Source organism: Roseovarius sp. B08 (assembly GCF_051417955.1).
GTDB lineage: Bacteria > Pseudomonadota > Alphaproteobacteria > Rhodobacterales > Rhodobacteraceae > Roseovarius.
In genome coordinates this window covers 3,423,285-3,448,334 of the sequence record NZ_JBPRLW010000001.1, presented here as the reverse complement: position 1 = coordinate 3,448,334, position 25,050 = coordinate 3,423,285, and the positions used below count along the sequence as shown (strand labels likewise).

The 25,050-nt window shown below is 65.2% G+C and carries 22 protein-coding genes and 4 pseudogenes; 16 read left to right on the top strand and 10 right to left on the bottom strand.

Annotated features, from left to right (window positions below; translation table 11 throughout):
- Positions 1 to 41: 41 nt before the first annotated feature.
- Together phnL and phnN are read left to right on the top strand one after the other, a co-directional pair.
- Positions 42 to 721, top strand: a pseudogene (phnL, locus tag ACSQ76_RS17515) (phosphonate C-P lyase system protein PhnL).
- Entirely contained in the window at positions 721 to 1,287 is a 567-nt protein-coding gene (gene phnN / locus ACSQ76_RS17510) for a phosphonate metabolism protein/1,5-bisphosphokinase (PRPP-forming) PhnN (RefSeq protein ID WP_437157561.1), read from the top strand. The pseudogene phnL and the gene phnN overlap by 1 nt, the downstream one beginning before the upstream one ends.
- Here phnN and ACSQ76_RS17505 read toward each other — a convergent pair.
- Positions 1,263 to 1,946 carry a DUF1045 domain-containing protein gene (locus tag ACSQ76_RS17505; protein ID WP_306131105.1) on the bottom strand — a complete coding sequence of 228 codons (684 nt, stop codon included), beginning with the start codon at positions 1,944 to 1,946 and terminating at the stop codon, positions 1,263 to 1,265. The two genes, phnN and ACSQ76_RS17505, sit on opposite strands and share 25 nt — an antisense overlap.
- 47 nt (positions 1,947 to 1,993) lie before the next feature.
- Between ACSQ76_RS17505 and ACSQ76_RS17500 the strand changes: the two are divergent.
- Together ACSQ76_RS17500 and ACSQ76_RS17495 are read left to right on the top strand one after the other, a co-directional pair.
- Positions 1,994 to 3,135, top strand: a pseudogene (locus ACSQ76_RS17500) (alpha-D-ribose 1-methylphosphonate 5-triphosphate diphosphatase).
- Between the two features lie 123 nt (positions 3,136 to 3,258).
- Positions 3,259 to 3,954: a fumarylacetoacetate hydrolase family protein gene (locus ACSQ76_RS17495; RefSeq protein ID WP_437157560.1), complete on the top strand. Its 696-nt coding sequence runs from the start codon at positions 3,259 to 3,261 to the stop codon at positions 3,952 to 3,954.
- Between the two features lie 207 nt (positions 3,955 to 4,161).
- Here the strand turns inward: ACSQ76_RS17495 and ACSQ76_RS17490 are convergent, their stop codons facing one another.
- On the bottom strand, positions 4,162 to 5,850 hold the full coding sequence (locus tag ACSQ76_RS17490; protein ID WP_437157559.1) for an acyl-CoA dehydrogenase family protein: 1,689 nt from the start codon (positions 5,848 to 5,850) through the stop codon (positions 4,162 to 4,164).
- A gap of 197 nt (positions 5,851 to 6,047) precedes the next feature.
- On the opposite strand from ACSQ76_RS17490, the pseudogene ACSQ76_RS17485 reads away from it, so the two are divergent.
- Positions 6,048 to 6,820 (top strand): annotated as a pseudogene (locus ACSQ76_RS17485) (sulfite exporter TauE/SafE family protein).
- Positions 6,821 to 7,139: 319 nt separating this feature from the next.
- A complete protein-coding gene (gene pheT / locus ACSQ76_RS17480) occupies positions 7,140 to 9,539 on the top strand; it encodes a phenylalanine--tRNA ligase subunit beta (RefSeq protein ID WP_437157558.1) in 2,400 nt (799 codons plus the stop codon).
- A gap of 92 nt (positions 9,540 to 9,631) precedes the next feature.
- On the opposite strand, the gene ACSQ76_RS17475 is transcribed toward pheT, so the two are convergent.
- Complete coding sequence (locus tag ACSQ76_RS17475; protein ID WP_437157557.1) at positions 9,632 to 10,531, bottom strand: LysR family transcriptional regulator; 900 nt, start codon at positions 10,529 to 10,531, stop codon at positions 9,632 to 9,634.
- A gap of 72 nt (positions 10,532 to 10,603) precedes the next feature.
- Between ACSQ76_RS17475 and ACSQ76_RS17470 the strand changes: the two genes are divergently transcribed.
- The 3 genes from ACSQ76_RS17470 (at position 10,604) to ACSQ76_RS17460 (ending at position 12,555) form a co-directional block, all read left to right on the top strand.
- Positions 10,604 to 11,233, top strand: coding sequence for a class I SAM-dependent methyltransferase (locus tag ACSQ76_RS17470; protein ID WP_306130946.1), 630 nt, complete (start codon positions 10,604 to 10,606; stop codon positions 11,231 to 11,233).
- Between the two features lie 61 nt (positions 11,234 to 11,294).
- Positions 11,295 to 11,741 carry a YtoQ family protein gene (locus tag ACSQ76_RS17465; RefSeq protein WP_306130947.1) on the top strand — a complete coding sequence of 149 codons (447 nt, stop codon included), beginning with the start codon at positions 11,295 to 11,297 and terminating at the stop codon, positions 11,739 to 11,741.
- A 145-nt stretch (positions 11,742 to 11,886) separates the two neighbouring features.
- Positions 11,887 to 12,555 (top strand): MarC family protein, encoded by a 669-nt coding sequence (locus tag ACSQ76_RS17460; RefSeq protein WP_437157556.1) that lies wholly within the window; start codon positions 11,887 to 11,889, stop codon positions 12,553 to 12,555.
- Between the two features lie 188 nt (positions 12,556 to 12,743).
- Here ACSQ76_RS17460 and ACSQ76_RS17455 read toward each other — a convergent pair whose 3' ends face one another.
- Positions 12,744 to 14,342 (bottom strand): phosphoenolpyruvate carboxykinase, encoded by a 1,599-nt coding sequence (locus ACSQ76_RS17455; RefSeq protein ID WP_437157555.1) that lies wholly within the window; start codon positions 14,340 to 14,342, stop codon positions 12,744 to 12,746.
- Positions 14,343 to 14,739: 397 nt separating this feature from the next.
- Here ACSQ76_RS17455 and ACSQ76_RS17450 point away from each other — a divergent pair, with 397 nt between their 5' ends.
- The 7 genes and pseudogenes from ACSQ76_RS17450 to ACSQ76_RS17420 all read left to right on the top strand — a co-directional run bounded on the left by ACSQ76_RS17450 (position 14,740) and on the right by ACSQ76_RS17420 (position 20,193).
- Positions 14,740 to 15,441, top strand: coding sequence for a response regulator transcription factor (locus tag ACSQ76_RS17450; protein WP_057794252.1), 702 nt, complete (start codon positions 14,740 to 14,742; stop codon positions 15,439 to 15,441).
- An 11-nt stretch (positions 15,442 to 15,452) separates the two neighbouring features.
- Positions 15,453 to 17,170: pseudogene (locus tag ACSQ76_RS17445) on the top strand (ATP-binding protein).
- 45 nt (positions 17,171 to 17,215) lie between these two features.
- Positions 17,216 to 17,638, top strand: a complete 423-nt coding sequence (locus ACSQ76_RS17440) for an HPr kinase/phosphorylase (protein ID WP_437157554.1) — start codon at positions 17,216 to 17,218, stop codon at positions 17,636 to 17,638.
- A 13-nt stretch (positions 17,639 to 17,651) separates the two neighbouring features.
- Positions 17,652 to 18,587 carry an RNase adapter RapZ gene (rapZ, locus tag ACSQ76_RS17435; RefSeq protein ID WP_306130965.1) on the top strand — a complete coding sequence of 312 codons (936 nt, stop codon included), beginning with the start codon at positions 17,652 to 17,654 and terminating at the stop codon, positions 18,585 to 18,587.
- Positions 18,584 to 18,967 carry a PTS sugar transporter subunit IIA gene (locus tag ACSQ76_RS17430; protein ID WP_306130952.1) on the top strand — a complete coding sequence of 128 codons (384 nt, stop codon included), beginning with the start codon at positions 18,584 to 18,586 and terminating at the stop codon, positions 18,965 to 18,967. The genes rapZ and ACSQ76_RS17430 overlap by 4 nt, the downstream gene beginning before the upstream one ends.
- 31 nt (positions 18,968 to 18,998) lie before the next feature.
- A complete protein-coding gene (locus tag ACSQ76_RS17425; protein WP_437157553.1) occupies positions 18,999 to 19,277 on the top strand; it encodes an HPr family phosphocarrier protein in 279 nt (92 codons plus the stop codon).
- A gap of 34 nt (positions 19,278 to 19,311) precedes the next feature.
- Positions 19,312 to 20,193, top strand: coding sequence for a lysophospholipid acyltransferase family protein (locus ACSQ76_RS17420; RefSeq protein ID WP_437157552.1), 882 nt, complete (start codon positions 19,312 to 19,314; stop codon positions 20,191 to 20,193).
- An 89-nt stretch (positions 20,194 to 20,282) separates the two neighbouring features.
- Here ACSQ76_RS17420 and ACSQ76_RS17415 read toward each other — a convergent pair whose 3' ends face one another.
- The 6 genes from ACSQ76_RS17415 to ACSQ76_RS17390 form a co-directional block, all read right to left on the bottom strand.
- Positions 20,283 to 21,158 carry a 3-hydroxybutyryl-CoA dehydrogenase gene (locus tag ACSQ76_RS17415; protein WP_437157551.1) on the bottom strand — a complete coding sequence of 292 codons (876 nt, stop codon included), beginning with the start codon at positions 21,156 to 21,158 and terminating at the stop codon, positions 20,283 to 20,285.
- A gap of 238 nt (positions 21,159 to 21,396) precedes the next feature.
- Positions 21,397 to 22,326: an electron transfer flavoprotein subunit alpha/FixB family protein gene (locus ACSQ76_RS17410; protein ID WP_437157550.1), complete on the bottom strand. Its 930-nt coding sequence runs from the start codon at positions 22,324 to 22,326 to the stop codon at positions 21,397 to 21,399.
- Positions 22,327 to 23,085 carry an electron transfer flavoprotein subunit beta/FixA family protein gene (locus ACSQ76_RS17405; RefSeq protein WP_306130957.1) on the bottom strand — a complete coding sequence of 253 codons (759 nt, stop codon included), beginning with the start codon at positions 23,083 to 23,085 and terminating at the stop codon, positions 22,327 to 22,329.
- A gap of 187 nt (positions 23,086 to 23,272) precedes the next feature.
- Entirely contained in the window at positions 23,273 to 23,845 is a 573-nt protein-coding gene (locus ACSQ76_RS17400) for a cob(I)yrinic acid a,c-diamide adenosyltransferase (protein ID WP_437158227.1), read from the bottom strand.
- A gap of 2 nt (positions 23,846 to 23,847) precedes the next feature.
- Complete coding sequence (locus ACSQ76_RS17395) at positions 23,848 to 24,060, bottom strand: twin transmembrane helix small protein (RefSeq protein WP_437157549.1); 213 nt, start codon at positions 24,058 to 24,060, stop codon at positions 23,848 to 23,850.
- A gap of 107 nt (positions 24,061 to 24,167) precedes the next feature.
- Positions 24,168 to 24,998: an SDR family NAD(P)-dependent oxidoreductase gene (locus ACSQ76_RS17390; protein ID WP_306130959.1), complete on the bottom strand. Its 831-nt coding sequence runs from the start codon at positions 24,996 to 24,998 to the stop codon at positions 24,168 to 24,170.
- Positions 24,999 to 25,050: the final 52 nt, after the last annotated feature.

The following is a 25,050-nucleotide window of genomic DNA, read 5'->3' as shown; positions in this document are numbered from 1 at the left end:
GTCGGGATTTGAGTATTTGGGGAACAGTGAAAGCCGGGATGATGATCGAGATCGAGAACGTGTCGAAGAATTTCGTGCTGCATAACCAGGGTGGTGCGATCATTCCGGTGATGGCGGGGGCGTCGCTGTTGGTGGGGCGCGGCGAATGCGTGGCGCTGACGGGGGCGTCGGGCGCGGGCAAATCGACGCTGATGCGGATGATCTATGGCAATTACCTGGCCGCCTCGGGCCGGATCGTGGTGGGGGGCGTGGATGTGGCCCGGGCCGAACCGCGCGAGATTCTGGCGCTCAGGCGAGAGACGCTGGGGTATGTGAGCCAGTTCCTGCGGGTGGTGCCACGGGTGCCGACGCGGGAGGTGGTGGCCGAGCCGCTGTTGGCGGTGGGCGTGGATCGGGACGTGGCCATGGCGCGTGCCGAGGAATTGTTGGGGCGGTTGAACATCCCCGAAGGGCTGTGGGGTTGAGCCCGACGACCTTTTCCGGCGGAGAGCAGCAGCGGGTGAACATCGCGCGCGGTTTCGCGCATGGCTATCCGGCGATGCTGCTGGACGAGCCCACGGCGAGCCTGGATGCCGCGAACCGCGAAACGGTGTTGCGTCTGATCGAGGAGGCCAAGGCGCGGGGTGCTGCGATCGTGGGGATTTTCCATGACGAGGCGGCGCGGGCAAGGGTCTGTGACCGGGAGATCGACGTGTCGGTCTTTACCCCGAAGGCCGCGTGATGTGCGCGCCGGTCCATACCGGGCGGCTGGTTGGCGTTGTCGGGCCGTCGGGCGTGGGCAAGGACAGCGTGATGCGCGCGCTGGCCGAGCGGCACGCGGGCGTGCGGCTGGTGCGGCGGGTCATCACGCGGGCCGCCGACGCGAGGTGCGAGGTGTTCGAACCGGTCAGCGAGCACGCGTTCGAGGTGCGGGTGCAGGCGCGTGCGTTTGCCTTGCACTGGGGGGCGCATGGGCTGCGCTATGGCGTTCCGGTGTCGGTGAATGAGGACGTGGCGGCGGGTCATCTGTGTCTGGTGAACCTGTCGCGGGCGGTTCTGGCGGACGCACAGGCGATGTTTCCCGGATTTGCCGTGGTGCACCTTACGGCGCCGGTGGACGTGCTGGCGTCGCGCCTCGCGGCGCGCGGGCGGGAAAGCGCCGAGGTGATCGCGGCGCGGCTGGCGCGGGCGGGATTTGCCTTGCCCGAAGGTCTGGAGCGGGTGATCGAGGTGGAGAACACGAGGACTGTCTCCGAGACCGCGGCGGAGGTCTGGGACAAGCTTCAGCCGGAGAGGGCGGCGCGATGAACGAGGTGGAAACGGCCCGTGGCATCCTCGCCGCAGAGGCTGAGGGCGTCGATGATGAAAGGTCGAGGGACGAGCGGCGCGATGACGGGGGCCAGAGCGGTGCGGAGTTGCGTGGCCTGTGCCTTGGGCAGCTTGCCGGAGAGGGTCAGATGGCAGCGGAACTGGTCCATCACGTATGGGTAGCCCCATTGCAGCAGGAGAGCGTCCTGTTCCGGCGTGAGGTTTGCGGCGCGGCGGCGGGCGAGGTCCGCGTCAGTGAGCGGCGCACGGAACGCATCGAGCGTGCGGACGGTGTCGGCGGCGAGTCGGTTGAGGCCGCTCGTGTCTCCGGCGGGTACGAGGGCGAGGAAGCGGCCCAGTTGCGCCAGGTCCAACCCCTCCAGCGTGACCGGAGCGGCCAGGCCGCAATGGGTGGTGAAGGCGGTCAAAAGATCGGTTTCCGCCCAGCCTTCGGCCAGCCGGAAGGGCGGCTTGATCGTGGCGTGAAAGCCGTATCTGCGGGGGGTGCTGGTGATCTCGTCCCACTGGGCGGGAAGGCCGTCGATCTCGGGCGGAGAGGTCGGTTTGCCGGTCTCCACGTCCCAGCCGAGCCAGTCGGCGCCGAAGCGGGCAAGTGCGCCGGTGGGGGTGTAGTAGATGGCGTAGCGATTGAAATCCATGCGCGCCGTATTGCCGTTCTTTCAACTTCAAGCCAAGTGATGGTTCCATGACAGAGACGTTTTGCCTTGCCAATGCGCAAGTGATCCTGCGCGACCGGGTGATGACCGGGGCCGTGAGTGTGGAGAATGGTGCGCTTGCCGGGATCGAGGAGGGCGACGCGGTGCCCGCCGGTGCGATCGACTGCGGGGCTGGCTTCGTGGCGCCGGGGCTGATCGAGCTGCATACCGACAACCTGGAGCGGCACATCCAGCCGCGGCCCAAGGTGGACTGGCCGCATAACGCGGCGATCCTGGCGCATGACGCGGAACTGGCGAGTACCGGGATCACCACGGTATTCGACGCGATGCGGGTGGGGTCGATCCCGACGGGGCGGGGGCGGTACCTGGCCTATGCGCGTGGACTGGCGCGCGAACTGTGGGCGCTGCGCGAGGCGGATGCGCTGAAGATCAGCCATTTCCTGCACCTGCGCGCGGAGGTCTGTTCGGAAACGCTGGAAGAGGAGATGGCGGAGTTCGGACCCGAGGATCGGGTGGGCATCGTCAGCCTGATGGACCACACGCCGGGGCAGCGGCAGTTTCGGGATATCACCAAGCTGGCCGATTACATGAAGGGCAAGCACGCGCTGTCGGATGCGGAATTCGACGCGCATGTGGCGCAGCTGAAGGCGCTGCGGGAGGCCAATGGCGACCGGCACGAGGCGGCGGCGGTGCGGGAGGCGGCGCGCTATGGCGCGGTGCTGGCGAGCCATGACGATACGACGGAAGCACAGGTCGAGACCTCGAAGGGCTATGGCGTGGCGATGGCGGAGTTCCCGACCACGGTGGAGGCGGCAAAGGCCAGCCACGCGCGCGGTATCGCCGTTATCATGGGGGCGCCGAACCTCATTCGAGGGGGTCGCATTCTGGCAATGTGGCGGCGGGGGAACTGGCCGAGGCGGGGCTTCTGGATATCCTGTCGTCGGATTACGTGCCGTCGGCGCTGCTGTTGGCGGCGGTCAAGCTGGGGCAGGACTGGGGCTGCATGGCGCGGGGGCTGGCGACGGTGACGGCGGCGCCGGCGAAGGCGGTGGGATTGCAGGACCGGGGCGAGATCGCGCCGGGCAAGCGCGCCGACCTCATTCGGTTCGATCTGCGCGGCGGGGCGCCGGCCTTGCGGGCCGTGTGGAGCCGGGGGAACCGGGTGGCGTGAGGCGGGCCGTTCGGCGCGCGTGGGTTTTCACCCACCCTACGAAGGTTGCGTTGGAGCGGATGGTCCGGGCTTGAACCCCGGCACGGCGGGTGCGCATATGGCGGCAGATAAGGAGTTTGCCCCATGTCCACCGAATATCTTTTCGAGCCCGCGCCGATCCATGCCCTGCCTGTCGAGGGGGACGCGGCGGTTTTCCCGATCCGGCGGATTTTCTGCGTGGGCCGGAACTATGCCGCGCATGCGGCCGAGATGGGCAACGAGGTAGACCGCGAGGCGCCGTGGTATTTCAACAAGTCCGCCCATGCCTATTGTCCCGGCGGGGCCACGATTCCGATGCCGCCGGAGACGAGCGACTGCCACTATGAGATGGAGTTCGTGGTGGCGCTGGGCGGCGAGGCCGGGCTGATTTCCGAAGCTGACGCGATGTCGGCGGTGTTCGGCTATGGCTGCGGGATCGACCTGACGCGGCGCGATTTACAGGCGCAGGCCAAGGAAACGCGGCGGCCCTGGGACCTGGGCAAGGATTTCGAGAATGCCGCAATACTGGGGCCGCTGACGCGGTCCGAGGAGTTTGGCGCGGTCGGCGGGCAGGCGATCTGGCTGGACCATGACGGAACCCGGGTGCAGGAAGCGACGCTGGCCGCCATGGTCTGGAGCGTGCCGGAGATCATCGCGCACCTGTCGCGGTTCTATCGCCTGTTGGCCGGAGACCTGATCATGACGGGAACGCCTGCAGGTGTCGGGCCGGTAAAGCCGGGAAGCCGACTGCGGGGCGGGATCGACGGGCTGCAACCGGTCCGGGTGGATTTCGCGGGCTGAGCGTTAACCGGACGGGGCGCGGTGTTCAGGGCCGCAGAAGAATTTCTCCGGGAGCGGGGGAGAAAATTCGGAAGAATTTTCTTGGGATTTTTTCTTCGTACGAAGAAAATGGAGCTGGAGACGGACGTTTGACCCGGACAGGTGCGCGTGGGTTTTCACCCACCCTACATCGGTGGCGTGTGGCGGGGTTGAACCCCGCCCTACCTTTTACCCGAGGAGCCTTCTTGCGATGACCTGCGCCTGAATTTCGCCGGCACCCTCGAAGATGTTGAGGATGCGGGCATCGCAGAGCACGCGGCTGACCGGGTATTCCAGCGCGAAGCCGTTGCCGCCGTGGATCTGCAGCGCGTTGTCGGCGGCGGCCCAGGCCACGCGGGCGCCCAGCAGCTTGGCCATGCCGGCCTCGACGTCGCAGCGGCGGCCCTCGTCCTTTTCGAACGCCGAATAATAGGTGAGCTGGCGGGCCACCATGATTTCCACGGCCATCATCGCCAGCTTGTTGGCGACGCGTGGAAACTCGATCAGTTCCTTGCCGAACTGCTTGCGCTCCTGGGCGTATTGCATCCCGAGATCAAGCGCGTTTTGCGCCACGCCGATGGCGCGCGCGGCGGTCTGGATGCGGGCGCTCTCGAAGGTCTCCATGAGCTGCTTGAAGCCCTTGCCCTCTTCGCCGCCCAGAAGGTTCTCGCCTTTCACTTTGAAGTCGTCGAAATTGACCGTGTATTCCTTCATCCCGCGATAGCCCAGCACCTCGATCTCGCCGCCGGAAATGCCGGGGTCCTTGAATGGCTCTTCGTCCGTGCCGGGGGTCTTTTCGGCCAGGAACATGCTGAGGCCCTTGTAATCGTCGGTGCCCTGCACGCTGCGGGCCAGCACGGTCATCACGTGGGTGCGCGCGGCATGGGTGATCCAGGTCTTGTTGCCGTTGAGGATCCAGTCGCCGTTGTCGTCCTGTTTCGCGCGTGTTTTCAGCGCGCCGAGGTCGGAGCCGGTGTTGGGCTCGGTGAAGACCGCGGTGGGCAGGATCTCGCCTGAGGCGAGGCCGGGAAGCCACTTTTCCTTCTGCTCGGGCGTGCCGCCGGCGATGATGAGTTCGGCTGCGATCTCGGACCGGGTGCCCAGCGAGCCGACGCCGATATAGCCGCGGCTGAGTTCCTCGGAGACGACGCACATGGAGGCCTTGCTGAGGCCGAGGCCGCCGAATTCCTCGGGGATGGTCAGCCCGAAGACGCCCATTTCCGACAGTTCCTCGATGATCTCCATCGGGATGAGTTCGTCCTTGAGGTGCCACTCATGCGCCTCGGGCAGGATCTTGTCGACGGCGTAGCGGCGGAACTGCTCGCGGATCATCTCGAGCTCGTCGTCGAGGCCGGTGGTGCCGACGGTGATCTCGGCGGCGCGTTCCTGCATCAATTCCACCAGCCGGAGGCGGGCGGCCTGGGTGTTGCCGCACTGCGTCAAGGTCTGGGCCTCGGGCGTCATCAGGACGCGCATGTCGTCCTGGGAAAGACCGATATCCTGCAGGCGCAGGATTTCGCCCTGGTTCATCGGGATGCCGCCGTAGATCTGCCAGAGGTATTCGCCAAAGGCGATCTGGTGGATGAGCTGCTCGACCTCGCCAAATCTGCCCTCGCCTTGGAGGCGCGTGGCCCAGCCCTGCATCTGGCGCAGGGCTTCAACGTAGGTGGCGAGCCATGCAAGGCCGTGGCTGGCCGTCTGGTGCTGTTCCACGGCACCCGAGGAGACGCGGCCCTCGACGCTGACGAGCGCGCGCAGGGCGTCCCTGGCCTTGTCGAGGATCTGTTCGGCCGGGGCCACGGCCTTGCCGGTCAGGTCCAGCAAATCCTTCAGGAGGATCTCGGTCGAAAGGTCAACATCCTGTCCGTCATGCGCCATGGGTTAGCTCCTTCGTTTTCGCCGCACTGGCATAACCATTTCGCAGGTGCAGCGCAACTATTATGCCCATGCGGCGCGCGAATTGGTCGAATATTGCGCTGTCGTGTCGCGGGCGCCGGGCGGTCCAGTCGGATTTCAGGCAGTCATGGCGGTGATTTAGGCCGTGCACGCCCCGAGAAAAGTGCTAGGAGAAGCGCATGGTTGAGTTGCTCGGTCCGGACTGGTTGACGTTGATGGTGTTCGCCTGGGGCGTGGCCGTGCTGGGCGGGATCGTCAAGGGCGTCGTCGGATTCGCCATGCCGATGGTGGTGATCTCGGGGCTGAGCACGGTGATGCCGCCGGAGGTGGCGCTGGCCGGGCTGATTCTGCCCACCTTGGTGTCGAACAGCTGGCAGGCGCTGCGGCAGGGTCTGCGGGCGGCCTTGGGGTCGCTGGCGAAATACCGGGTGTTTCTGGGCTCGGGCATGGCATTGCTGCTGGTGTCGGCACAGTTCGTGCGGGTGATCCCGGAGGCGGTGATGCTGCTGCTGATCGGGGTGCCGATAATCATCTACGCAGGCTTTGCGCTGGTCGGACGGCCTTTGCGGTTGCCGCCAAACCCGGGGCGGCGCGTGGAGGCGGGGATCGGCGCCGTGGCGGGGTTCTTCGGCGGCATCTCGGGCGTGTGGGGGCCACCCACCGTGGCGATGCTGACGGCGCTGGACACCGAAAAGGCCGAGCAGATGCGGGTGCAGGGGTAATCTACGGCATGGGCGCGGTGTTGCTGACAGGGGCCCACACGGCTTCTGGCGTGCTCAACGCCCAGACGCTGCCGCTGTCGCTGTCGCTGATCGTGCCGGCGCTGATTGGCCTCTGGATCGGTTTCATGTTGCAGGACCGGATCGACCAGCGGCTGTTTCGCCGTCTGACCTTGGCGGTGCTGGTCGTCGCGGGGCTGAACCTGGTGCGACGCGGGATCATCAGCTTTTAGAACGGTGGTGCGGCTGCGCCGCGCCGGATGTCTCGTTGCGCGCCCTTCGGGCGCTTCCTCGGGCGCGGGAGCCTCGGCGTGACGGGATTGCCCGGCGTTGCACATCCCGGCGGGCGGGGGCCTCCGGCGGGGATATTTCGGGCCAGAGGAAGCTGCATGTGTCACGCCTTTCTTCCTCTGGCCACAAATATCCCGGGGGAGCGTCGAAACCCGGGTTTCGACGTGGGGGGCTGGCCCCCGCTGCGGTGCCCTCTTTCAAGCGCGGGACATATCCGGTAAAGCGCCCGGGACGAGTTTGACCCCTGATGGATGAGAGACGATGAAATTCACCCTGTCCTGGCTGAAAGACCATCTTGAAACCACCGCCAGCGTGACGGAGATCGCCGAGGCGCTGACCGACCTTGGCCTCGAGGTGGAAGAGATTTCCAACCCGGGCGAGCGGCTGGCGGATTTTACCATCGGCAAGGTGGTAAGCGCCGAGAAGCATCCCGATGCAGACCGTCTGCGGGTTTGCCAGGTGGAAACCGACGAGGGCGTGAAACAGATCATCTGCGGCGCGCCGAATGCGCGCGAGGGCATCACCGTGGTGGTGGCCAAGCCCGGCGTCTACGTGCCGGGGATCGACACCACCATCGGTGTGGGAAAAATCCGCGGGATCGAAAGCTTCGGAATGATGGCGTCGGAGCGCGAGATGGAGCTTTCCGAGGAGCATGACGGGATCATCGAGTTGCCGAGCGGCGATGTGGGTGAGCGGTTCGTCGACTGGCTGAACGAGAACGATCCGGCCAAGGTCGACCCCGTCATAGAGATCGCGATCACGCCGAACCGGCCCGATGCGCTGGGTGTGCGGGGGATCGCGCTGGACCTTGCAGCGCGGGGTCTTGGTACGATGAAGGAGGCGCCACGAGCGCATGTGGAGGGGCAGTTTCCCTGCCCGATCACGGTAACCATCGACGAGGACACCCGAACCGACGGCTGTTTCGTCTTTGCCGGGAGGTTGATCCGCGGTGTGACCAACGGGCCCAGCCCGGAGTGGCTTCAGGACCGGCTGCGCGCCATCGGGCTGCGCCCGATTTCGACGCTGGTGGATATCACCAATTTCTTCACCTATGACCGCAACCGCCCGCTGCACGTGTTCGACGCCGACAAGGTGGCGGGAAACCTGCGGGTGCACCGCGCAAAGGGGGGCGAGACGTTTACCGGGCTGGACGAGAAGGAATACACCTTCTCGAAAGGGCAGGTGGTGATCTCGGACGACAACGGCATCGAGAGCGTCGGCGGCATCATGGGCGGGCTGGCGACGGGCTGTACCGCCGAGACGACGAATGTATTCCTCGAGGCGGCCGTGTGGGACCATATACAGATCGCGCATACGGGCCGGGCGCTGAAGATCAATTCGGACGCTCGGTATCGCAACGAGCGGGGGATCGACCCGGCGTTCAACATGGAAGCGCACGACCTGGCGACGCAGATGATCCTGGACCTGTGCGGGGGCGAGGCGTCGAACCTCGTGGTCGCGGGCGAGGTGCCGGATGTGGCACGCTCGTACAGGCTGGACGCGGCGAAGGTGCAGTCTCTGGTGGGGATGGAGATCCCCGAATCCGAGCAGCGCCAGACGCTGACTCGGCTGGGCTTTCGCATGGAGGGCAACACCGCGCATGTGCCGAGCTGGCGGCCCGATATCATGGGCGAGGCCGACCTGGTGGAGGAAGTGGCGCGGGTGGCGTCGCTGACCAAGCTGGTGGGTCGCCCCATGCCGCGGATGCAGGCGGGCGTGCCCCAGCCGATCCTGAGCGTCGGGCAGCAGCGGGAGCGGACGGCGCGCCGGATGGCGGCGGCGCTGGGCTACAACGAGTGCGTGACCTACAGCTTCATCGACAAGGCCAGTGCGACGCTCTTCGGCGGCGGCGATGACGCCACGATGCTGGCCAACCCGATCAGCAGCGAGATGAGCCATATGCGGCCCGACCTGCTGCCGGGGCTGTTGCAGGCGGCCGCGCGAAACCAGGCACGGGGGGCGGCGGACATGGCGCTGTTCGAGCTGGGGCACGCGTTTCACGGCGGCGAGCCGGAGGAACAGCATGTGCAGGTGAGCGGTATCCTGGTGGGCCGGACCGGGCCGAAGGACGTGCACAAGGCGAGCCGTCCGGTGGACCTCTACGATGCCAAGGCGGATGCCGAGGCGATCCTGGGGGCGCTGGGCGCACCGGCGAAGGTGCAGATCCTGCGCGGGGCGTCCGAGTGGTGGCACCCGGGGCGGCACGGGATGATCTGCCTGGGGCCGAAGAAGGTGCTGGGCGTGTTCGGTGAATTGCACCCGAAGATCCTGCGCGAGATGGATGTGAAGGGGCCGGTTGTGGGCTTTACGCTTTACCCGCAGGAGATTCCAATGCCGCGCAAGGCAGGCGCGAACCGGGGTGCCATGACAGCCAGCGACCTGCAGGCGGTGGAGCGGGATTTCGCCTTCGTGGTGGATGCCGGAGTGGAGGCGCTGACGTTGGTCAATGCCGCTGCGGGGGCGGATAAATCCCTCATCGAAGAGGTGCGCGTGTTCGACGAGTTCATCGGTGGCAGCCTTGGCGACGGCAAGAAGAGCCTTGCGATCACGGTGCGCCTGCAACCCACCGACAAGACGCTGAAGGACGCCGATATCGAGGCCGTTTCCGCCAGGATCGTCGAGAAGGTGACCAAGGCGACGGGTGGCACGCTGCGGGGCTGACGGGCTCTATTCGGGTTGACGGGGCGAGCGTGGATCCGGCGCTGCGATAAGGCGGCGGTCCGGTGGAGGTGGGTTTTCACCCACCCTACGCATCAAGCCAGCCGGTCGTCCAGCATCTTGGCCAGAAGGTCGAAGACCAGCCGGATGCGGCGCGAGGTGTGCAGATCCCGGTGAGTGACCAGCCAGATCGGGAAGGTGATCGGCGGGCTGTCCGTCAGGAGCGGAACCATGTCAGGAAAGCCTGCCGCGATGTCGTCGGACATGGGGGCCAGGCCGAACCCCTTTCGCGCCAGTTCCCAGCAGGCGATGCCGCTGGTGGCGCCGGTGGTGAACTGCTGCGGCGAGAGCGGCAGGCCCCAGGCGGCAAGCGCTTCGATCATGCGGGCATCGTCGCCGAAGCTGATGATATCGTGCGTGGCAAGATCGTCGGGCGTGTGTGGGGTGCCGCGTGTGGCGAGGTAGTCCCTGGAACCGTAGAAATGCGCAGGCGCGTCGCCGACAAGGCGGGCGATCAGGTCGGGCTCGGACGGGCGGACGTGGCGGATGGCGATATCGGCCTCGCGGGCGAGGATGTCGCGGATATCGTTGGCGGCGATGATATCGACGCGCAACTTCGGCGCAAGCGGGCGGAGTTGCAGCAGAATATCGGGCAAAACGTGGGCCGACATCATGTCGGACGCGGTAAGCTTGATGCGGCCTTCCAGTGATCGGGCGCGGCCCTGGGCAATCAGGGCGATGCGGGTCGCGGCCTCGCCCATGCCGCGGGCCTCGGCCAGCACGTCATGGCCTGCGTCGGTCAGGTGCAGCGTTCGGCCGGCGCGCTCGAACAACGCCAGACCGAGTTCCTGTTCCAGCGCCGAGACCTGTCGGCCCAGGGTTGGCTGGGTGAGACCCAGCCGCCGGGCGGCGGCGGAGAGCGAACCGGCCTCGGCCGTAGCGAGAAAGGCCCGCAGGCGGGTCCAGTCGAAATCACCATCCATGCGCTTTTGCATGATAAGCCTGCAATTTTAAGGAGTTTTATAGATTTCCATGCAGAAGTATAGGGCTCGCAAAGGAGATACGCAATGAAACCGGGTAAGCAATTCTGGAGCGGGATCGCACCGAAATACGCCGCGAAGCCGATCGGAGACGAGGCGGCCTATGTCGCGACGCTGGAACGTATCCGGGCGCATCTGCCCTGCGGGGCGCGGGTGCTTGAAATAGGGTGTGGCACGGGCGGCACGGCGCTTAGGCTGGCGGGCGAGGCCGGGGAAATCGTGGCTACGGATTTCGCGGGAGGCATGATCGCCGAAGCGCGGAAGCGCCAGGGCGCCCACAACGTGCGGTTCCTGGTGGCGGACGTGCATGACGCGCGGCTGGAGCCCGGAACGTTCGATGTGGTGCTGGCGCTGAACGTGGTGCACCTGATGGAGGACGCGACGGAGGTACACCGGCGGGTTCATGACCTGCTGAAGGAGGGTGGGTCCTACATCTCGAAGACGCCCTGCATCGGCGAGCCGGACCTGGGATGGAAGTTCAACCTGATGCGGAAGGCACTGCCGCTTTTGCAGTGGCTGGGAAAGGCACCGTTCGTGCGGTTCCTGAAAACTGCGGACATGGATGCTGAGATCGGCAGCTCGGGGTTTCGCATCGTCGAGACGGGCAGTTACCCGGTCCGGCCGCCGAGCCATTTGATCGTGGCGCGGAAGGTCTGACTTGTATTCCGGGACGTGGGATGCAGATTGTGCGGCGACAAGGGAAAAAGGAGTTGACCGCATGTTGAACGTATATCTGTCCGGCGAAATTCACACCGACTGGCGCGACCAGATCATCGAAGGGGCGCATGGGCTGGACGTGGAATTTTCCGCGCCGGTGACGGATCATGGTGCCAGCGACGATTGCGGCGTGGCGATACTTGGCGCCGAGGATGACAAGTTCTGGCATGACCGCAAGGGTGCCATGGTGAACGCGATCCGCACCCGCAAGGGGATCGAGGAGGCCGACGTGGTGGTCGTGCGGTTTGGCGACAAGTACAAGCAGTGGAACGCGGCCTTCGACGCGGGCTATGCCAGCGCGATGGGCAAATCGCTGATCATCCTGCAACCGCCGGAACATGACCACGCATTGAAGGAAGTGGACGCCGCGGCGCTGGCCGTGACGCGGGAGCCTCGCCAAGTCGTGGAGATCCTGCGGTATGTGCTTGAGGGAACCTTGCCGGTGTAAATCCGCACGGCGTGGGTTGCCTGTGGGCGGTGCTGGCGGTTTCCGAGGTTCATAATCGGTACGTTATCCGGTAGATGTCGAAGGCGGATCGAATTGCCGCCGCATGGCGTTCGGGCATCGCACTTAACCGGAAAGATTAAACCCCATGGACTGGGCTGCCCTGGCAAGAGAACTGGTGACGCTGATCGTGGTGATCGACCCGGTGGGCTCGATCCCCGTTTTCCTGTTCGCGGTGCAGGGGGTGCCGCGGGCGCTGCATCGACGGTTCGCCCTGCGGGCGGTGGCGATTGCGGCGCTGGTACTGCTGGCATTCCTGGTGGGCGGACAGTTTTTGCTGGAGTCGCTGGGGCTGCGGCTGGGGTCGTTCCAGATCGCGGGCGGGATCATCCTGTTTCTGTTCGCGATGACGATGATCTTCGGCGAGTCGAAGCCCGCGCGGGAGATCGAGGAGGCGGAGCGGGACCACCTGGCGGGCGCGGTGTTTCCCCTGGCGATGCCGTCGATCGCGTCGCCCGGGGCGATGCTGGCTATCGTGATCCTGACGGACAACCATACCGCATCCCTTGCCGATCAGGCGATCACGGCGGGTCTGTTGATCCTGGTGTTGTTGTTGACGCTGGTGCTGCTGCTGGCGGCGACCTACGTGCACAGGGTGATCGGCAGCACCGGTGCCAGCGTGATCAGCCGGGTGATGGGGATCGTGCTGGCGACAATCGCTGTGGACGCGGTGCTGGGCGGGTTCGATGCGTTGGGCGTGATGGACGTGGCGCCGCCGCCGGTGGAGAGCCCGTTGAACAAGGCGACGCCGCGATAAGGGGGGCGCGCGCGTGGGTTGTCACCCACCCTACGGTGTGGTGGCGCCGCGGTAGCATGAGGCGCGCGCGGGTTGTCACCCACCTTACGGTGTCTCGGGCGCGCGGGCCTCTGACGAAGGACTGGCATGAAAAAGCCCCCGCGCCTGAAGCACGGGGGCGATTTCGGCCCGGTCGGGGCGTGTGAGCCTTAGCCGATGGCGGCGGCTTTCACGTCCTCGTCGATATAGGGCAGGTACTGCTCGAAATTGTCGGCGAACATCTTGACCAGCTTCTGGGCCTGCGCGTCGTAGGCGGCGCCGTCGTCCCAGGTGCGGCGCGGGTCCAGCAGGACCTCGGGCACGCCGGGAACGCTGACCGGAACCTCGAAGCCGAAATTTGGATCCTTGCGGAACTCTACCTCGTTGAGCGAGCCGTCAAGCGCGGCGGTCAGCAGGGCCCGGGTGGCCTTGATCGGCATCCGCTCGCCGGTGCCGTAGGCACCACCGGTCCAGCCGGTGTTGACCAGCCAGCAGGTCGCGCCGTGCTTGGAGATCTTTTCGCGCAAGAGGTTGCCGTAGACCTCGGGGCGGCGCGGCATGAAGGGGGCGCCGAAACATGTCGAGAAGGTCGGCTCGGCTTCGGTCAGGCCGCGCTCGGTTCCGGCGACCTTGGCGGTGAAGCCCGAGAGGAAGTGATACATCGCCTGCGCCGGCGAGAGCCGCGCGATGGGGGGCAGCACACCGAACGCGTCGCAGGTCAGCATGATGATGTTCTTGGGGTGCCCGCCAAGCGCGGTTTCCGAAGCGTTGGAAATGTAGCTCATCGGATAGGCGCAGCGCATGTTGGCCGTCAGTGAATCGTCGGCAAAGTCCAGTTCGAGTGTTTCCTCGTCATAGACCATGTTCTCGATCACCGTGCCGAATTTCTCGGTCGTGGCGTAGATCTCGGGTTCCGCCTCTGGGTCGAGGTTGATGGTCTTGGCATAGCAGCCGCCCTCGAAGTTGAAGGTGCCGCGGTCGGACCAGCCATGTTCGTCGTCGCCGATGAGCGTGCGGTTGGGATCTGCCGAGAGGGTGGTTTTGCCGGTGCCCGAAAGGCCGAAGAAGATGGCGGTGTCGACCGGGTTGCCGTTGGCGTGGTTGGCCGAGCAGTGCATCGGCATGATGCCTTTTTCCGGCAGCAGGTAGTTCAGGACCGAGAAGACAGATTTCTTGTTCTCGCCGGCATACTCGCTGTTGCCGATCAAGATCAGCTTGCGGTCGAAGTTGATGGCGATCACGGTTTCCGAGACACAGCCGTGCTTGGCCGGGTCGGCCTTGAAGCTGGGGCAGTTGATGACGGTGAAATCGGCGGTGAAGCTGTCGAGCGCCTCGCGCTCGGGGCGGCGCAGCATGTGGCGGATGAAAAGGCCGTGCCAGGCCAGTTCGGTGACCATGCGCATGTTGATCGAATGCGCCGGGTCGGCGCCGCCGACGAGATCCTGCACGAAGTAGTCGCGGCCCTGCATGTGGGCGACCATGTCGGTGTAGAGCTGGTCGAACGCCTCGGGCGTCATGGGCGCGTTGTTGTCCCACCAGATATGCTCGGCCACGCTGTCGGTCTTGACGACGTGCTTGTCCTTGGGCGAGCGGCCGGTGAACTGGCCGGTGGAGACGAGGAAGGTGCCGCCCTTGCCGAGGCGCCCTTCGCCCTTGCGCAGCGCCTCTTCGATCAGGGCGGGTTCGATCAGGTTGTAGTGAACTTCGCCCAGTCCGGTGATGCCTTGATCCTCGAGGGTGAAGTTGGGATTGACCCGTCCTGCTGACATGCGTGCGCTCCTTGAGTTCTGGCCGTCCGCCCCTGGCGGCGGTGTCGGCCTGCAGGTCCGCCAAAGCGGCGGTGAGTAACCGGCCCGTACCGGCTGTTTCGCCGGCCTCTTAACATGACGGTTTTATGATTGAACAGGACGCAAATGCACAGTTAGCGCAACCAAATCCGGCGTTAGCGCCATCACGCCGGTCGTTAGCGCCACCATGAGCGAGCCCTGGCCCGGCATCTGCAACCGCGGGCGGGAAAAGTGAGTCAATTTAGCCATTCCTAAGACATTTTCGCGTCACATGGACGGGAAAGCCCGGCTGATTCGCAGTTTGGGATTGATTAAAAAGGCGAAAACGGCTCATAGTGTTGGAAAAAAGCAGGCAAACGAGCAGTACAAGGAATTTATAATGTCGAAAATCGCCCTTGTGGACGATGACAGAAATATTCTGACATCGGTTTCCATGACTCTTGAGGCCGAGGGCTTCGAGGTCGAAACATATAACGACGGTCAGCAGGCCTATGAGGCGTTCAGCAAGAAGCTGCCCGACATGGCGGTGCTGGACATCAAGATGCCGCGGATGGACGGGATGGACCTGCTGCAGCGGCTGCGGCAGAAATCGGCCATGCCGGTCATTTTCCTGACTTCGAAGGACGACGAGATCGACGAGGTCCTGGGCCTGCGCATGGGCGCGGACGATTACGTCAAGAAACCGTTCAGCCAGCGCCTGCTTGTGGAGCGCATCCGCGCGCTCTTGCGCCGGCAGGACGCGGTCGATGGCAACGTGGTGGCCGACACCGAGGACACCAAGGTGATCGAGCGCGGCGAACTGCGCATGGACCCGCTGCGCCATGCCGTGTCATGGAAAGGGCAGGATGTGTCGCTGACCGTGACGGAGTTCCTGCTGTTGCAGGCGCTGGCGCAACGGCCCGGTTTCGTGAAAAGCCGCGATCAGCTGATGGACGTGGCCTATGACGATCAGGTCTATGTGGATGACCGCACCATCGACAGCCATATCAAGCGCCTGCGCAAGAAACTGCGGATGGTGGACCCGGAATTTTCGGCCATCGAAACGCTGTACGGCATCGGGTATCGTTACAACGAGGAATGATAGCCTGAGACATGGCATTGGCGGAGGGGTTCCAGGTGCGCGATCATACGCTGAATGACGATGATGGCGTCGTTCTTGGCGATGATTTCGTGGCGCCGGAAAACGTGGTCGAGGAAGAGGTCCGGATGCGCCGCGCGCGCCGGGGCTACTTCGGCGGTGGCGGCGGATCCCTCACGCGCAAGATCATCACTTTCAACCTTATTGCCCTGAACGTGCTGGTGGCGGGCATCCTGTACCTGAACTCGTCGCGCGAAGGGCTGGCGCAGCAGCACGCCGACGGGCTGCAAAGCGACGTGGAACTGATCGCTGACGTGTTCGAGGCGCAACTTCCCGAAGGCGCGCCTGTCAGCCTGGTGGCGATGGACGGGCTGGACGTGGCCGGCACGCTGGACGGGCTGGACGTGCAGCAGGGGTCGAGGTGCTGGTTTATGACCGTGCCGCCCAGCTGGTGGGCCGGACCGAGGGGCATCTGCCGCGCCCCGGCGCCCGCGTGCCGGACAAGCCGACGGTGATCACGGACGCGCTGAACCAGGTGTGGAACTGGGTGTCGGCACCGTTTTCGGCGATCTTGGTAAATGAAACTGAAATCAGCGTGGAGACGCTGGCGCAGGGCCTTGTCGAGGATGCGCTGGAGGATGGCACGCAGGTGGGGCGCGGCGATAACGATGGGGCGACCATATTCGCGGTCGCGACACCGATCATGCAGGGCGACCGGCCGGTGGGCGTTGTCGCGCTGTCCAGCGCCTCGGGCGAGATCGACAAACTGAGCCGGATGGAACGCGAGCGCGTTTTGCAGATGTTCGTGGTGGCGACGCTGGTATCGGTAGGGCTGTCGCTGATCCTGGCCTCGACCATCGCCAATCCGCTGGCCGAGTTGGCCGCCGCCGCGGAAGTGGGCGGCGCGCGCAACCGCAATGGAGGCAATAACGGCGGCGGACGTGTCCGTATCCCCGACCTGACCGCGAGGCCCGACGAGATCGGGCGTTTGAGCGGTGCCCTGCGCGGCATGGTCACCGCGCTCTATCACCGGATCGACGGCAATGAGCAGTTTGCGGCGGATGTGGCACACGAGATTAAGAACCCGCTGGCCAGCTTGCGCAGCGCGGTGGGCACGATGCGCGTGGCCAAGCGCGAGGACCAGCGCGAAAAACTGCTGAACGTGATCGAGCATGACGTGCGCCGCCTCGACCGGCTGGTGAGCGACATATCGAATGCCTCGCGGCTGGACAGCGAACTGGTGCGCGAGGAGCAGGAGGCGTTCGACCTGATCCAGATGCTGGAAAACCTGGCGCACTACCTGGGCGAACAGGCACAGCAGAAGGGCGTGGAATTCATTACCGATTTCCCCAAGGACCCGATCGTCATCATGGGGCTGGAAGCGCGGCTGGCGCAGGTTTTCGTGAACCTGATTACCAACGCGACCTCGTTCTGCGATGAGGGCGACGCCATTCGCCTTTGGGCGCGCAAACGCGAGAACCGCGTGGTCGTCGTTGTCGAGGATACCGGGCCGGGCATTCCCGAACAGGCGCTGACCAAGATCTTCAACCGCTTCTATTCGCAGCGCGATGCCAACGATTTCGGCAACAACTCGGGCCTTGGCCTGTCGATTTCCAAGCAGATCGTCGAGGCGCATGAGGGCGTGATCTGGGCCGAGAACATCCGGCCCACCGAATCCGATATCACCTCTGATCCTCTGGGCGCACGTTTTGTCGTGGGTTTGCCGGTCTGACCGGGCGGGCGCGCCGCCCCGGCCCGGACCCGCAGGATCGACGTCATGAGCGCCCCCGAAACCCTGCATGCCACCTGCGTGGCCATAAACGAGCACGCGATCCTGATCCGCGGCGCGTCGGGCAGCGGCAAGTCAGGGCTGGCGCTGCGGCTCCTGACGCTGGGCGCGGGATTGGTGGCCGACGACCGCACGTGCCTGTGGAGGGAGGGCGGCACCCTGTGGGCCGATGCACCCGACACGATCCGCGGCCGGATCGAGGCGCGGGGCGTGGGCATCCTTTCGGTTCCGGCGACGGGGCCGCGCAAGGTTGCGCTGGTGGTGGACATGGACGAGATCGAGACGAAGCGCCTTCCCGAGAAGCGCGAAATGCGGATCATGGGCATTATGCTGCCGGTTCTTAACAAATGCGAGAGCCCTCATTTTCCCGCCGCCCTGACGTTATATCTAAGGACCGAAAGCACGAAGTAAGGAGTGCGCCATGATGCCGGCAGGCCCGGTGACGAAGCGATTGGTTCTAGTGACCGGCCCATCCGGCGCCGGGCGCACGACCGCAATTCGGGCGCTGGAAGACATGGGATTCGAAGCGATCGACAACCTGCCGCTCTCGCTGCTGCCGCGGCTGATCGAGGGCAATGGGCCCGACAAGCCGCTGGTGCTGGGCGTGGACACGCGCAACCGGGATTTCTCGACCATTGCTCTGATCGAGGTGATCGACACGCTGAGCGCGGATGCGACGGTGCATCTGCAGGTGCTGTACGTCGACAGCAGCGCCGAGGTTCTGATGCGCCGCTTTTCCGAGACGCGCCGCCGCCACCCCCTGGCTCCGGCCGAGACGCCGGATGCTGGGATCGCGCGGGAGTTCGACCTGCTGGGCCCGATCCGGGCGCGGGCGGATATCCTGATCGACACGTCGGAGCTGTCACCGCACGATCTGCGCGCGGAGTTGTCGCGCTGGTTCGCGCCGGGCGATGGCGGGCAGATGTCGGTCTCGGTGCAGTCGTTTTCCTACAAGCGCGGGCTGCCACGCGGCCTGGACATGGTGCTGGATTGCCGGTTCCTCAGAAACCCCTATTGGGAGGCCAGCCTGCGTGGGCTGACCGGGCAGGACGCGCGCGTACGGGCCTATGTGGGCGATGACCCGATGTTCGAGGGGTTCGCCGAACGGGTCGGTGACCTGGTGCGCCAGTTGCTGCCGGCCTACAAGGCGGAGGGCAAGGCCTATCTGGCGATTGGGTTCGGCTGCACCGGCGGGCAGCATCGCAGCGTCACGATGGCAGAAACCTTGTCCGAGACCCTTGCAGAGGCGGGCTGGCAGGTGTCTATAAGGCATCGCGAACTGGAACGGCGCGGCTTGCTCGTGCCGTCCGGCCCCGGCGAGATGGCCGAGGCGGCAAAGAAAGGGGACATCAGGGCTTGATCGGGATCGTGATCGTGGCACATGGCGGCCTGGCGCAGGGCTATCTGAAGGCGATCGAGCATGTCGTCGGCGGGCAGTCCGGAATCCGCGCCATCCCGATCGAGGGCGATTTCGACCGCACCGAGAAGCAGAACGAGATTTGCCGGGTAGCCGACGAGGTGGACACCGGCGACGGCGTGCTGATCGTGGTGGACATCTTCGGCGCGTCGCCTGCCAACCTGTCGCTGAAGGCGTGCCAGCCGGAGAACCGGCGTATCCTATATGGTGCGAACCTGCCGATGCTGCTGAAGCTGGCCAAGAGCCGTGACCTGACGGTGCCCGAGGCGGCGCGCGCCGCGCTGGACGCCGGACGCAAGTATATCGACAGCCACACCCCCTGACCCCCGATAGCCTGGAAAGACCAAGACCGACATGACAGACACCGTCACCCGCGAAATCGAGATCGTCAACGAGAAGGGGCTGCACGCGCGAGCAGCGGCCAAACTGGTGGAGGTTGTCGAGGGATTCGACGCGCGGGCCGAGGTCAGCCATGATGGCCAGACCACGGGCGCGGACAGTATCATGGGCCTTTTGATGTTGGCAGCGTCGCGCGGAACGACTATTGACGTGCGAGCCTGGGGGCCCGACGCCGAGGCGCTGGCGGATGCCGTGAGTGCGCTTGTGGCCGACCGGTTCGACGAGGACATGTAGGCGCAGGGTGCGCGGCGGGACGGGAACAGACCACGTGGCGGAAAAGGCGCAGGATCAGAGCGGCGAGGCGCAGCCCGGAACGGTCAATTTTACGAAGTATGACCGGCGCAGCCTGACCTATGCCAATTCGTTCGACAGCCCGGCCACGGCCTTCACGATCCGGGCGATCGAGTGGGTCACCGGCAAGCTGACGATCATCAAGATGATCAGGGCCTTCGAGAAGCGCGGCGCGCCCACGGGGCAGCCGTTCTGGCGGGCGGCGCTGGATACGATGGGCATCCCGCTGCTGACGCCGCAGGAGCAGATCGACCATATCCCCGAAACCGGGCCGGTGGTGATCGTGGCGAACCACCCCCACGGGCTGGTGGACGGGATGATCCTGGCCGACCTGATCGGGCGGCGGCGCACCGATTACAAGATCCTGACGCGCGCGCTGTTGACGGGGATCGACGAGGTGGCGGCCTCCTACATGATCTCGGTGCCGTTTCCGCACGAGCCGGACGCGCAACGCAAATCGGTGGAGATGCGCGCCAAGGCGATGGCGCACCTGAAGGAAGGCGGCGCGATCAGCGTGTTCCCGTCGGGCGTGGTGGCGTCATCGGACAGTCTGTTCGGACCGGTGAAGGAACGGGAATGGAACGTCTTTACCGCGCAGATGATCCGGAGGTCGGGGGCGATGGTGGTGCCGGTCTTTTTCCCGGGCGCCAATTCGCGCGCCTACCAGATGGCCAACTGCATCTCTCCGACGTTGCGGCAGAGCCTTTTGCTGCACGAGGTGGTACGGGGCTGCAATCAACCGCAAAAGCCGGTGGTGGGTCCGCCGCTCACGCCGGAGCAGATGGAATTGCTGGACAAGGACCCGCGCGGGTTCATGGCGTGGTTGCGCGAGCATACGTTGAGCCTGGGCGATACGTGAGGGCGGCGGTGGGTTTTCACCCACCCTACGCAAGGTGCCGCGCTTCCACCCTACGGACGCGACGTGCGCGGGGTCTTGCCCGTCTTGCGTCAGCGGGTCGGGACCGGTTCCTCGCCGCGGTAGTCGTAGAAGCCGCGGCCGGTCTTGCGGCCCAGCCAGCCGGCCTCGACATATTTCGTCAGCAAGGGGCAGGGGCGGTATTTCGTGTCCGCCAGACCGTCATGAAGGACGTTCATGATGGCAAGGCAGGTGTCGAGTCCGATGAAATCGGCCAGTTCCAGCGGGCCCATCGGATGGTTGGTGCCGAGCTTCATCGAGGTGTCGATGGAGGTGACGGAGCCCACGCCCTCGTAGAGGGTATAGACCGCCTCGTTGATCATGGGCATCAGGATGCGGTTGACGATGAAAGCGGGGAAATCCTCGGAACTGGCGGCGGTCTTGCCGAGCCTTTCGACCACGGCGAGGCAGGCGTCGTAAGTCGGCTTGTCGGTGGCGATGCCTCGGATCAACTCGACCAGTTGCATGATCGGCACGGGGTTCATGAAGTGGAAGCCCATGAATTTCTCGGGACGGTCGGTGCGGCTGGCCAGCCGGGTGATCGAGATCGACGAGGTATTGGACGTGAGAATCGTGTCGGGGCCGAGATGCGGCACGAGGTCTTCGAAAATGGCCTGCTTGACGGTCTCGCGTTCGGTGGCGGATTCGACGACGAGGTCGGTACCGCCCAATTCGGGCAGGTGCAGCGTGGTGGTGATGCGCTTGAGCGCCGCGTCGCGGTCCTCGGCCGTCATCTTGTCGCGGCTGACCATGCGGTCCATGTTCGACCTGATCACCCCGACGCCCTTGTCCAGGGCCTCCTGGTTGATGTCGTTGAGCAGGACGTCATAGCCCGCGACGGCCATCACATGCGCGATTCCGTTGCCCATCTGTCCGGCGCCGACGACGCCCACCTTGCGGATGTCCATGCAGGTCCCTTTCGCTTTTGCGACACCATATGCCCCGTGCCGCGGCACCTGCAAGGGAAAGCGGTGGTTGAAATTCAGGTGTAATCGTGCCTTTGGCGGAATGGCAGGTTCTCATGCCGGTGTTGCCATAGGGATCAAAATTTTGCGGGGGCGGTGGGTTTTCGCCCACCCTACGGTGCGCCGAAACGAAAAGACCCGCCACGGGGGCGGGTCAGTTCGGTGCCAGCTGCGGAACGGTTCAGCCGAGTTTCTCGGTCAGTTCCGGCACGGCGGTGAAGAGGTCGGCCACGAGGCCATAGTCAGCGACCTGGAAGATCGGGGCCTCTTCGTCCTTGTTGATGGCGACGATGACCTTTGAGTCCTTCATGCCCGCAAGGTGCTGGATCGCGCCCGAGATGCCCACGGCGATGTAGAGGTCCGGCGCCACGACCTTGCCGGTCTGGCCGACCTGCCAGTCGTTGGGGGCGTAGCCGGAGTCGACGGCCGCACGGGACGCGCCGACGGCGGCGCCCAGCTTGTCGGCGAGGTTCTCGATCAGGGCGAAGTTCTCTTCCGAGCCGATGCCACGACCGCCGGAGACGACGATGCCGGCCGAGGTGAGCTCGGGGCGGTCGGATTCAGCGACCTTGTCCTCGACCCATTCGCTGAGGCCGGGATTGTCGGCGGCGGACACCGTCTCGACCGAGGCCGAGCCGCCGTCGCCTGCGGCGTCGAAGGTCGACGTGCGGAAGGTGACGACCTTCTTGGCGTCCGAGGTTTTCACCGTCTGGATGGCGTTGCCCGCGTAGATCGGACGCTCGAACGTGTTGGCGTCGACCACGCCCGAGGCATCGGAGATCACCATGACGTCAAGAAGCGCGGCCACGCGGGGCATCACGTTCTTGGCGTCGGTCGTGGCCGGGGCCACGATGTGCTCGTAGTCATCCGCGAGCGACACGATCAGCGCGGCGGTGGATTCCGCCAGGCGGTGGCCCAGCGAGGGATCCTCGGCCACGAGGACCTTGGACACGCCGTCGATCTTGGCGGCGGCGTCGCCCGCGGCGGCGGCGGAGCCCCCGGCGCAGAGCACGGTCACGTCGCCCAGCTGTTTGGCGGCGGTGACGGCCTTGGCGGTGGCGTCGAGCGCCAGTTCGCCGTCGTTCACTTCGGCTAGAAGAAGTACAGACATTTAAACGGCCCCCGCTTCTTTGAGTTTGGCGACAAGTTCATCGACCGATCCGACCATTTCGCCGGCCTTGCGGGCCTCGGGCTCTTCGGTCTTGACGATTTCGAGGCGCGGCGCGACGTCGACGCCGTAGTCGGCGGCGGTTTTCTCGTCGAGCGGCTTTTTCTTGGCCTTCATGATGTTGGGCAGCGAGGCATAGCGCGGCTCGTTCAGGCGCAGATCGACGGTGACGATCGTGGGCATCTTGACCTTGATCGTCTGCAGACCGCCATCGACCTCGCGGGTGATTACGGCATTGTCGCCGTCAATGTCCAGCTTGGAGGCGAAGGTGCCCTGGGACCAGCCCAGCAGGGCGGAAAGCATCTGGCCGGTGGCGTTCATGTCGTTGTCGATCGCCTGCTTGCCGGCGATGACGAGGCCGGGCTGTTCTTCCTCGACGACCTTTGCGAGGATCTTGGCGACGGCCAGCGGCTCGATGTCGGTGTGCACGTCGTCGGCGGCCTCGACCAGGATGGCGCGGTCGGCGCCCATGGCCAGCGCCGTGCGCAGCGTTTCCTGCGCCTGCTTGACGCCGATGGACACGGCGACGACCTCGTCGGCCTTGCCGGCCTCTTTCAGGCGGATGGCTTCTTCGACGGCGATCTCGTCGAACGGGTTCATCGACATTTTGACATTGGCAAGATCGACGCCCGATCCGTCCGCCTTGACGCGGACCTTCACGTTGTAGTCGATCACGCGTTTGACAGGCACAAGCACCTTCATCGGCATGGTCTCCCTAAAATATTGCGCAGAGCCGCTGTGACACGACTCCGCCCCTTGCTCTGGGGCGTTAGATACAGAACTGTTAGCCGGACAAACAGGGTAAAATCGTCACGTTTCCGACTTGCGACGTCGCGTTTCCGGTACGTTGCGGGGATTCTTGTGCGGCTTGGCGGGCGTGTTTCCCGGATCAGCGGTTGGCGCCCGGCGTCCAGAGCACGTCGTCGCGGCCCGAGTCGTTGGCCATGCGGGCGGCGACGAAGAACCAGTCGCTGAGGCGGTTGAGATATTTCACCGCCGCGGGGTTCACGTGTTCCGTCGTGGCCAGTTCCACCGACAGCCGTTCCGCGCGGCGCGAGACGGTACGGCAGAGATGCAGATGGGCCGAAAGCGCCGAGCCACCGGGCAGGATGAAGCTGCGCAGAGGTTCTAGCACCTTGTTCATGGTGTCGATCTCGGTCTCAAGGCGGGTGACCTGGCTGTCAACCATGCGGAGCGGCTCGTACTCGGCCTTGTCGTCGTTTTCCATGTCGGGGCGGCAGAGATCGGCGCCGAGGTCGAAAAGGTCGTTCTGGATGCGCGACAGGGCGGCGTCGGTTTCGCCGTCGGCATGCAGGCGGGCAAGGCCGACGGTGGCGTTCACCTCGTCCACGGTGCCGTAGGCGGTGACGCGCATGGAATGCTTGGCCACGCGCGCGCCGTTGCCCAGGGCGGTTTCGCCGTGATCGCCGGTCTTGGTGTAGATCTTGTTGAGAACGACCATGTTCATTCACCTCCCATTTGACGGCGGATATAGACGAAAACCAGGATCAGGACCACCGCGACGAATTGGGCGATGATGCGCCAGCGCATGTACTTGTTCGAGCGCCTGGCATTGTCGATGCCTTCCTTGCCGAAGTTCGAGATGCCCAGGATGAGAATGACGCCGACGACGCCGCAGGCGAGGGCAACGAGGATGAAGAGGGGGTCGTTGAGCATGTCAGTCCCTTGGTTGGTCCGGTCCACGGCGACGTAGCCCGCATGAGCCGAAAGGCGAATGGGCCATGGTGACGCGGGCGTCTTGGCCGCCCGCTTGGGCTGTCGCGCTAAAGCCTGGCCTGGATCCAGTCGAGGGCGCGGGTGGGCAGGATGCGCCTCAGCGCGTCGAGAAGATAGGTGGGCGTGGTCACGTAATAGCGCGGACGGGGGCGTGGCGATTCCAGGGCATGGGTCAGTTTCCGGGCGACGGCGGTTGCGGGCAGCTCGAACGTGTCGGGGCCGCCGGCATTGTAGAGCCGGGGCAGCAGGCGCTTTTCATAGAGCGAGCGGGCGGGCGCGTTTTCCCAGTCGATCCAGCGTTCGAAATGGGGGATGGAGTTTTGCCTGATCTTCGACGTCACCGGCCCGGGTTCGATCAGGATGATGTGCAGGGGCGTGTCGCGCATCTCGATGCGCATGGTGCTGGTAAGCCCCTCGAGCGCGTGCTTGGTGGCGTTGTAGGCGCCGCGCATCCGCAGTGTGGCGAAGCCGAGCACCGACGAGTTTTGCACGATGCGCCCGTGGCCCTGGGCGCGCATCAGCGGAATGACCTGGCGGGTGAGGTCGTGCCAGCCGAAGAAGTTGGCTTCGAAGATGGCGCGCAGGGCGTCGGTGGGCAGATCCTCGACCATACCGGGGCAGCCGAAGGCGCCGTTGTTGAAAAGCGCGTCGAGCGTGCCGCCCGTGGCCTCGAGCACTTCGGCGAGGCCGGAGGCGATGGTGGCCGGATCCTGATAGTCGATCAGCGGGCTGTCGAACCCCTCGGCGCGCAACCGGTCGCAATCGGCGCGCTGGCGGCAGGAGGCGAAGACGCGCCAGCCGCGGGCGCGCATGTGGTGGGCGGCCTCGTAGCCGATGCCGGAAGAAGCGCCTGTGATGAGAAGGGTGCGGGTCGTCATGGCCGGACATTGGCGCGGTCCGGGGCGATATGCAATCGTCCTGTCGGGGGTG

Coding starts and splice junctions, on each gene's coding strand:
- ACSQ76_RS17395 (WP_437157549.1), bottom strand. CDS start 24,060: ATGCTCAACGACCCCCTCTTCATCCTCGTTGCCCTCGCCTGCGGCGTC.
- ACSQ76_RS17410 (WP_437157550.1), bottom strand. CDS start 22,326: ATGTCTGTACTTCTTCTAGCCGAAGTGAACGACGGCGAACTGGCGCTC.
- ACSQ76_RS17440 (WP_437157554.1), top strand. CDS start 17,216: ATGAGCGCCCCCGAAACCCTGCATGCCACCTGCGTGGCCATAAACGAG.
- ACSQ76_RS17505 (WP_306131105.1), bottom strand. CDS start 1,946: ATGGATTTCAATCGCTACGCCATCTACTACACCCCCACCGGCGCACTT.
- pheT (WP_437157558.1), top strand. CDS start 7,140: ATGAAATTCACCCTGTCCTGGCTGAAAGACCATCTTGAAACCACCGCC.
- ACSQ76_RS17415 (WP_437157551.1), bottom strand. CDS start 21,158: ATGGACATCCGCAAGGTGGGCGTCGTCGGCGCCGGACAGATGGGCAAC.
- ACSQ76_RS17390 (WP_306130959.1), bottom strand. CDS start 24,998: ATGACGACCCGCACCCTTCTCATCACAGGCGCTTCTTCCGGCATCGGC.
- ACSQ76_RS17425 (WP_437157553.1), top strand. CDS start 18,999: ATGACAGACACCGTCACCCGCGAAATCGAGATCGTCAACGAGAAGGGG.
- ACSQ76_RS17470 (WP_306130946.1), top strand. CDS start 10,604: ATGAAACCGGGTAAGCAATTCTGGAGCGGGATCGCACCGAAATACGCC.
- phnN (WP_437157561.1), top strand. CDS start 721: ATGTGCGCGCCGGTCCATACCGGGCGGCTGGTTGGCGTTGTCGGGCCG.
- rapZ (WP_306130965.1), top strand. CDS start 17,652: ATGCCGGCAGGCCCGGTGACGAAGCGATTGGTTCTAGTGACCGGCCCA.
- ACSQ76_RS17460 (WP_437157556.1), top strand. CDS start 11,887: ATGGACTGGGCTGCCCTGGCAAGAGAACTGGTGACGCTGATCGTGGTG.
- ACSQ76_RS17455 (WP_437157555.1), bottom strand. CDS start 14,342: ATGTCAGCAGGACGGGTCAATCCCAACTTCACCCTCGAGGATCAAGGC.
- ACSQ76_RS17495 (WP_437157560.1), top strand. CDS start 3,259: ATGTCCACCGAATATCTTTTCGAGCCCGCGCCGATCCATGCCCTGCCT.
- ACSQ76_RS17490 (WP_437157559.1), bottom strand. CDS start 5,850: ATGGCGCATGACGGACAGGATGTTGACCTTTCGACCGAGATCCTCCTG.
- ACSQ76_RS17465 (WP_306130947.1), top strand. CDS start 11,295: ATGTTGAACGTATATCTGTCCGGCGAAATTCACACCGACTGGCGCGAC.
- ACSQ76_RS17405 (WP_306130957.1), bottom strand. CDS start 23,085: ATGAAGGTGCTTGTGCCTGTCAAACGCGTGATCGACTACAACGTGAAG.
- ACSQ76_RS17450 (WP_057794252.1), top strand. CDS start 14,740: ATGTCGAAAATCGCCCTTGTGGACGATGACAGAAATATTCTGACATCG.
- ACSQ76_RS17400 (WP_437158227.1), bottom strand. CDS start 23,845: ATGGTCGTTCTCAACAAGATCTACACCAAGACCGGCGATCACGGCGAA.
- ACSQ76_RS17475 (WP_437157557.1), bottom strand. CDS start 10,531: ATGCAAAAGCGCATGGATGGTGATTTCGACTGGACCCGCCTGCGGGCC.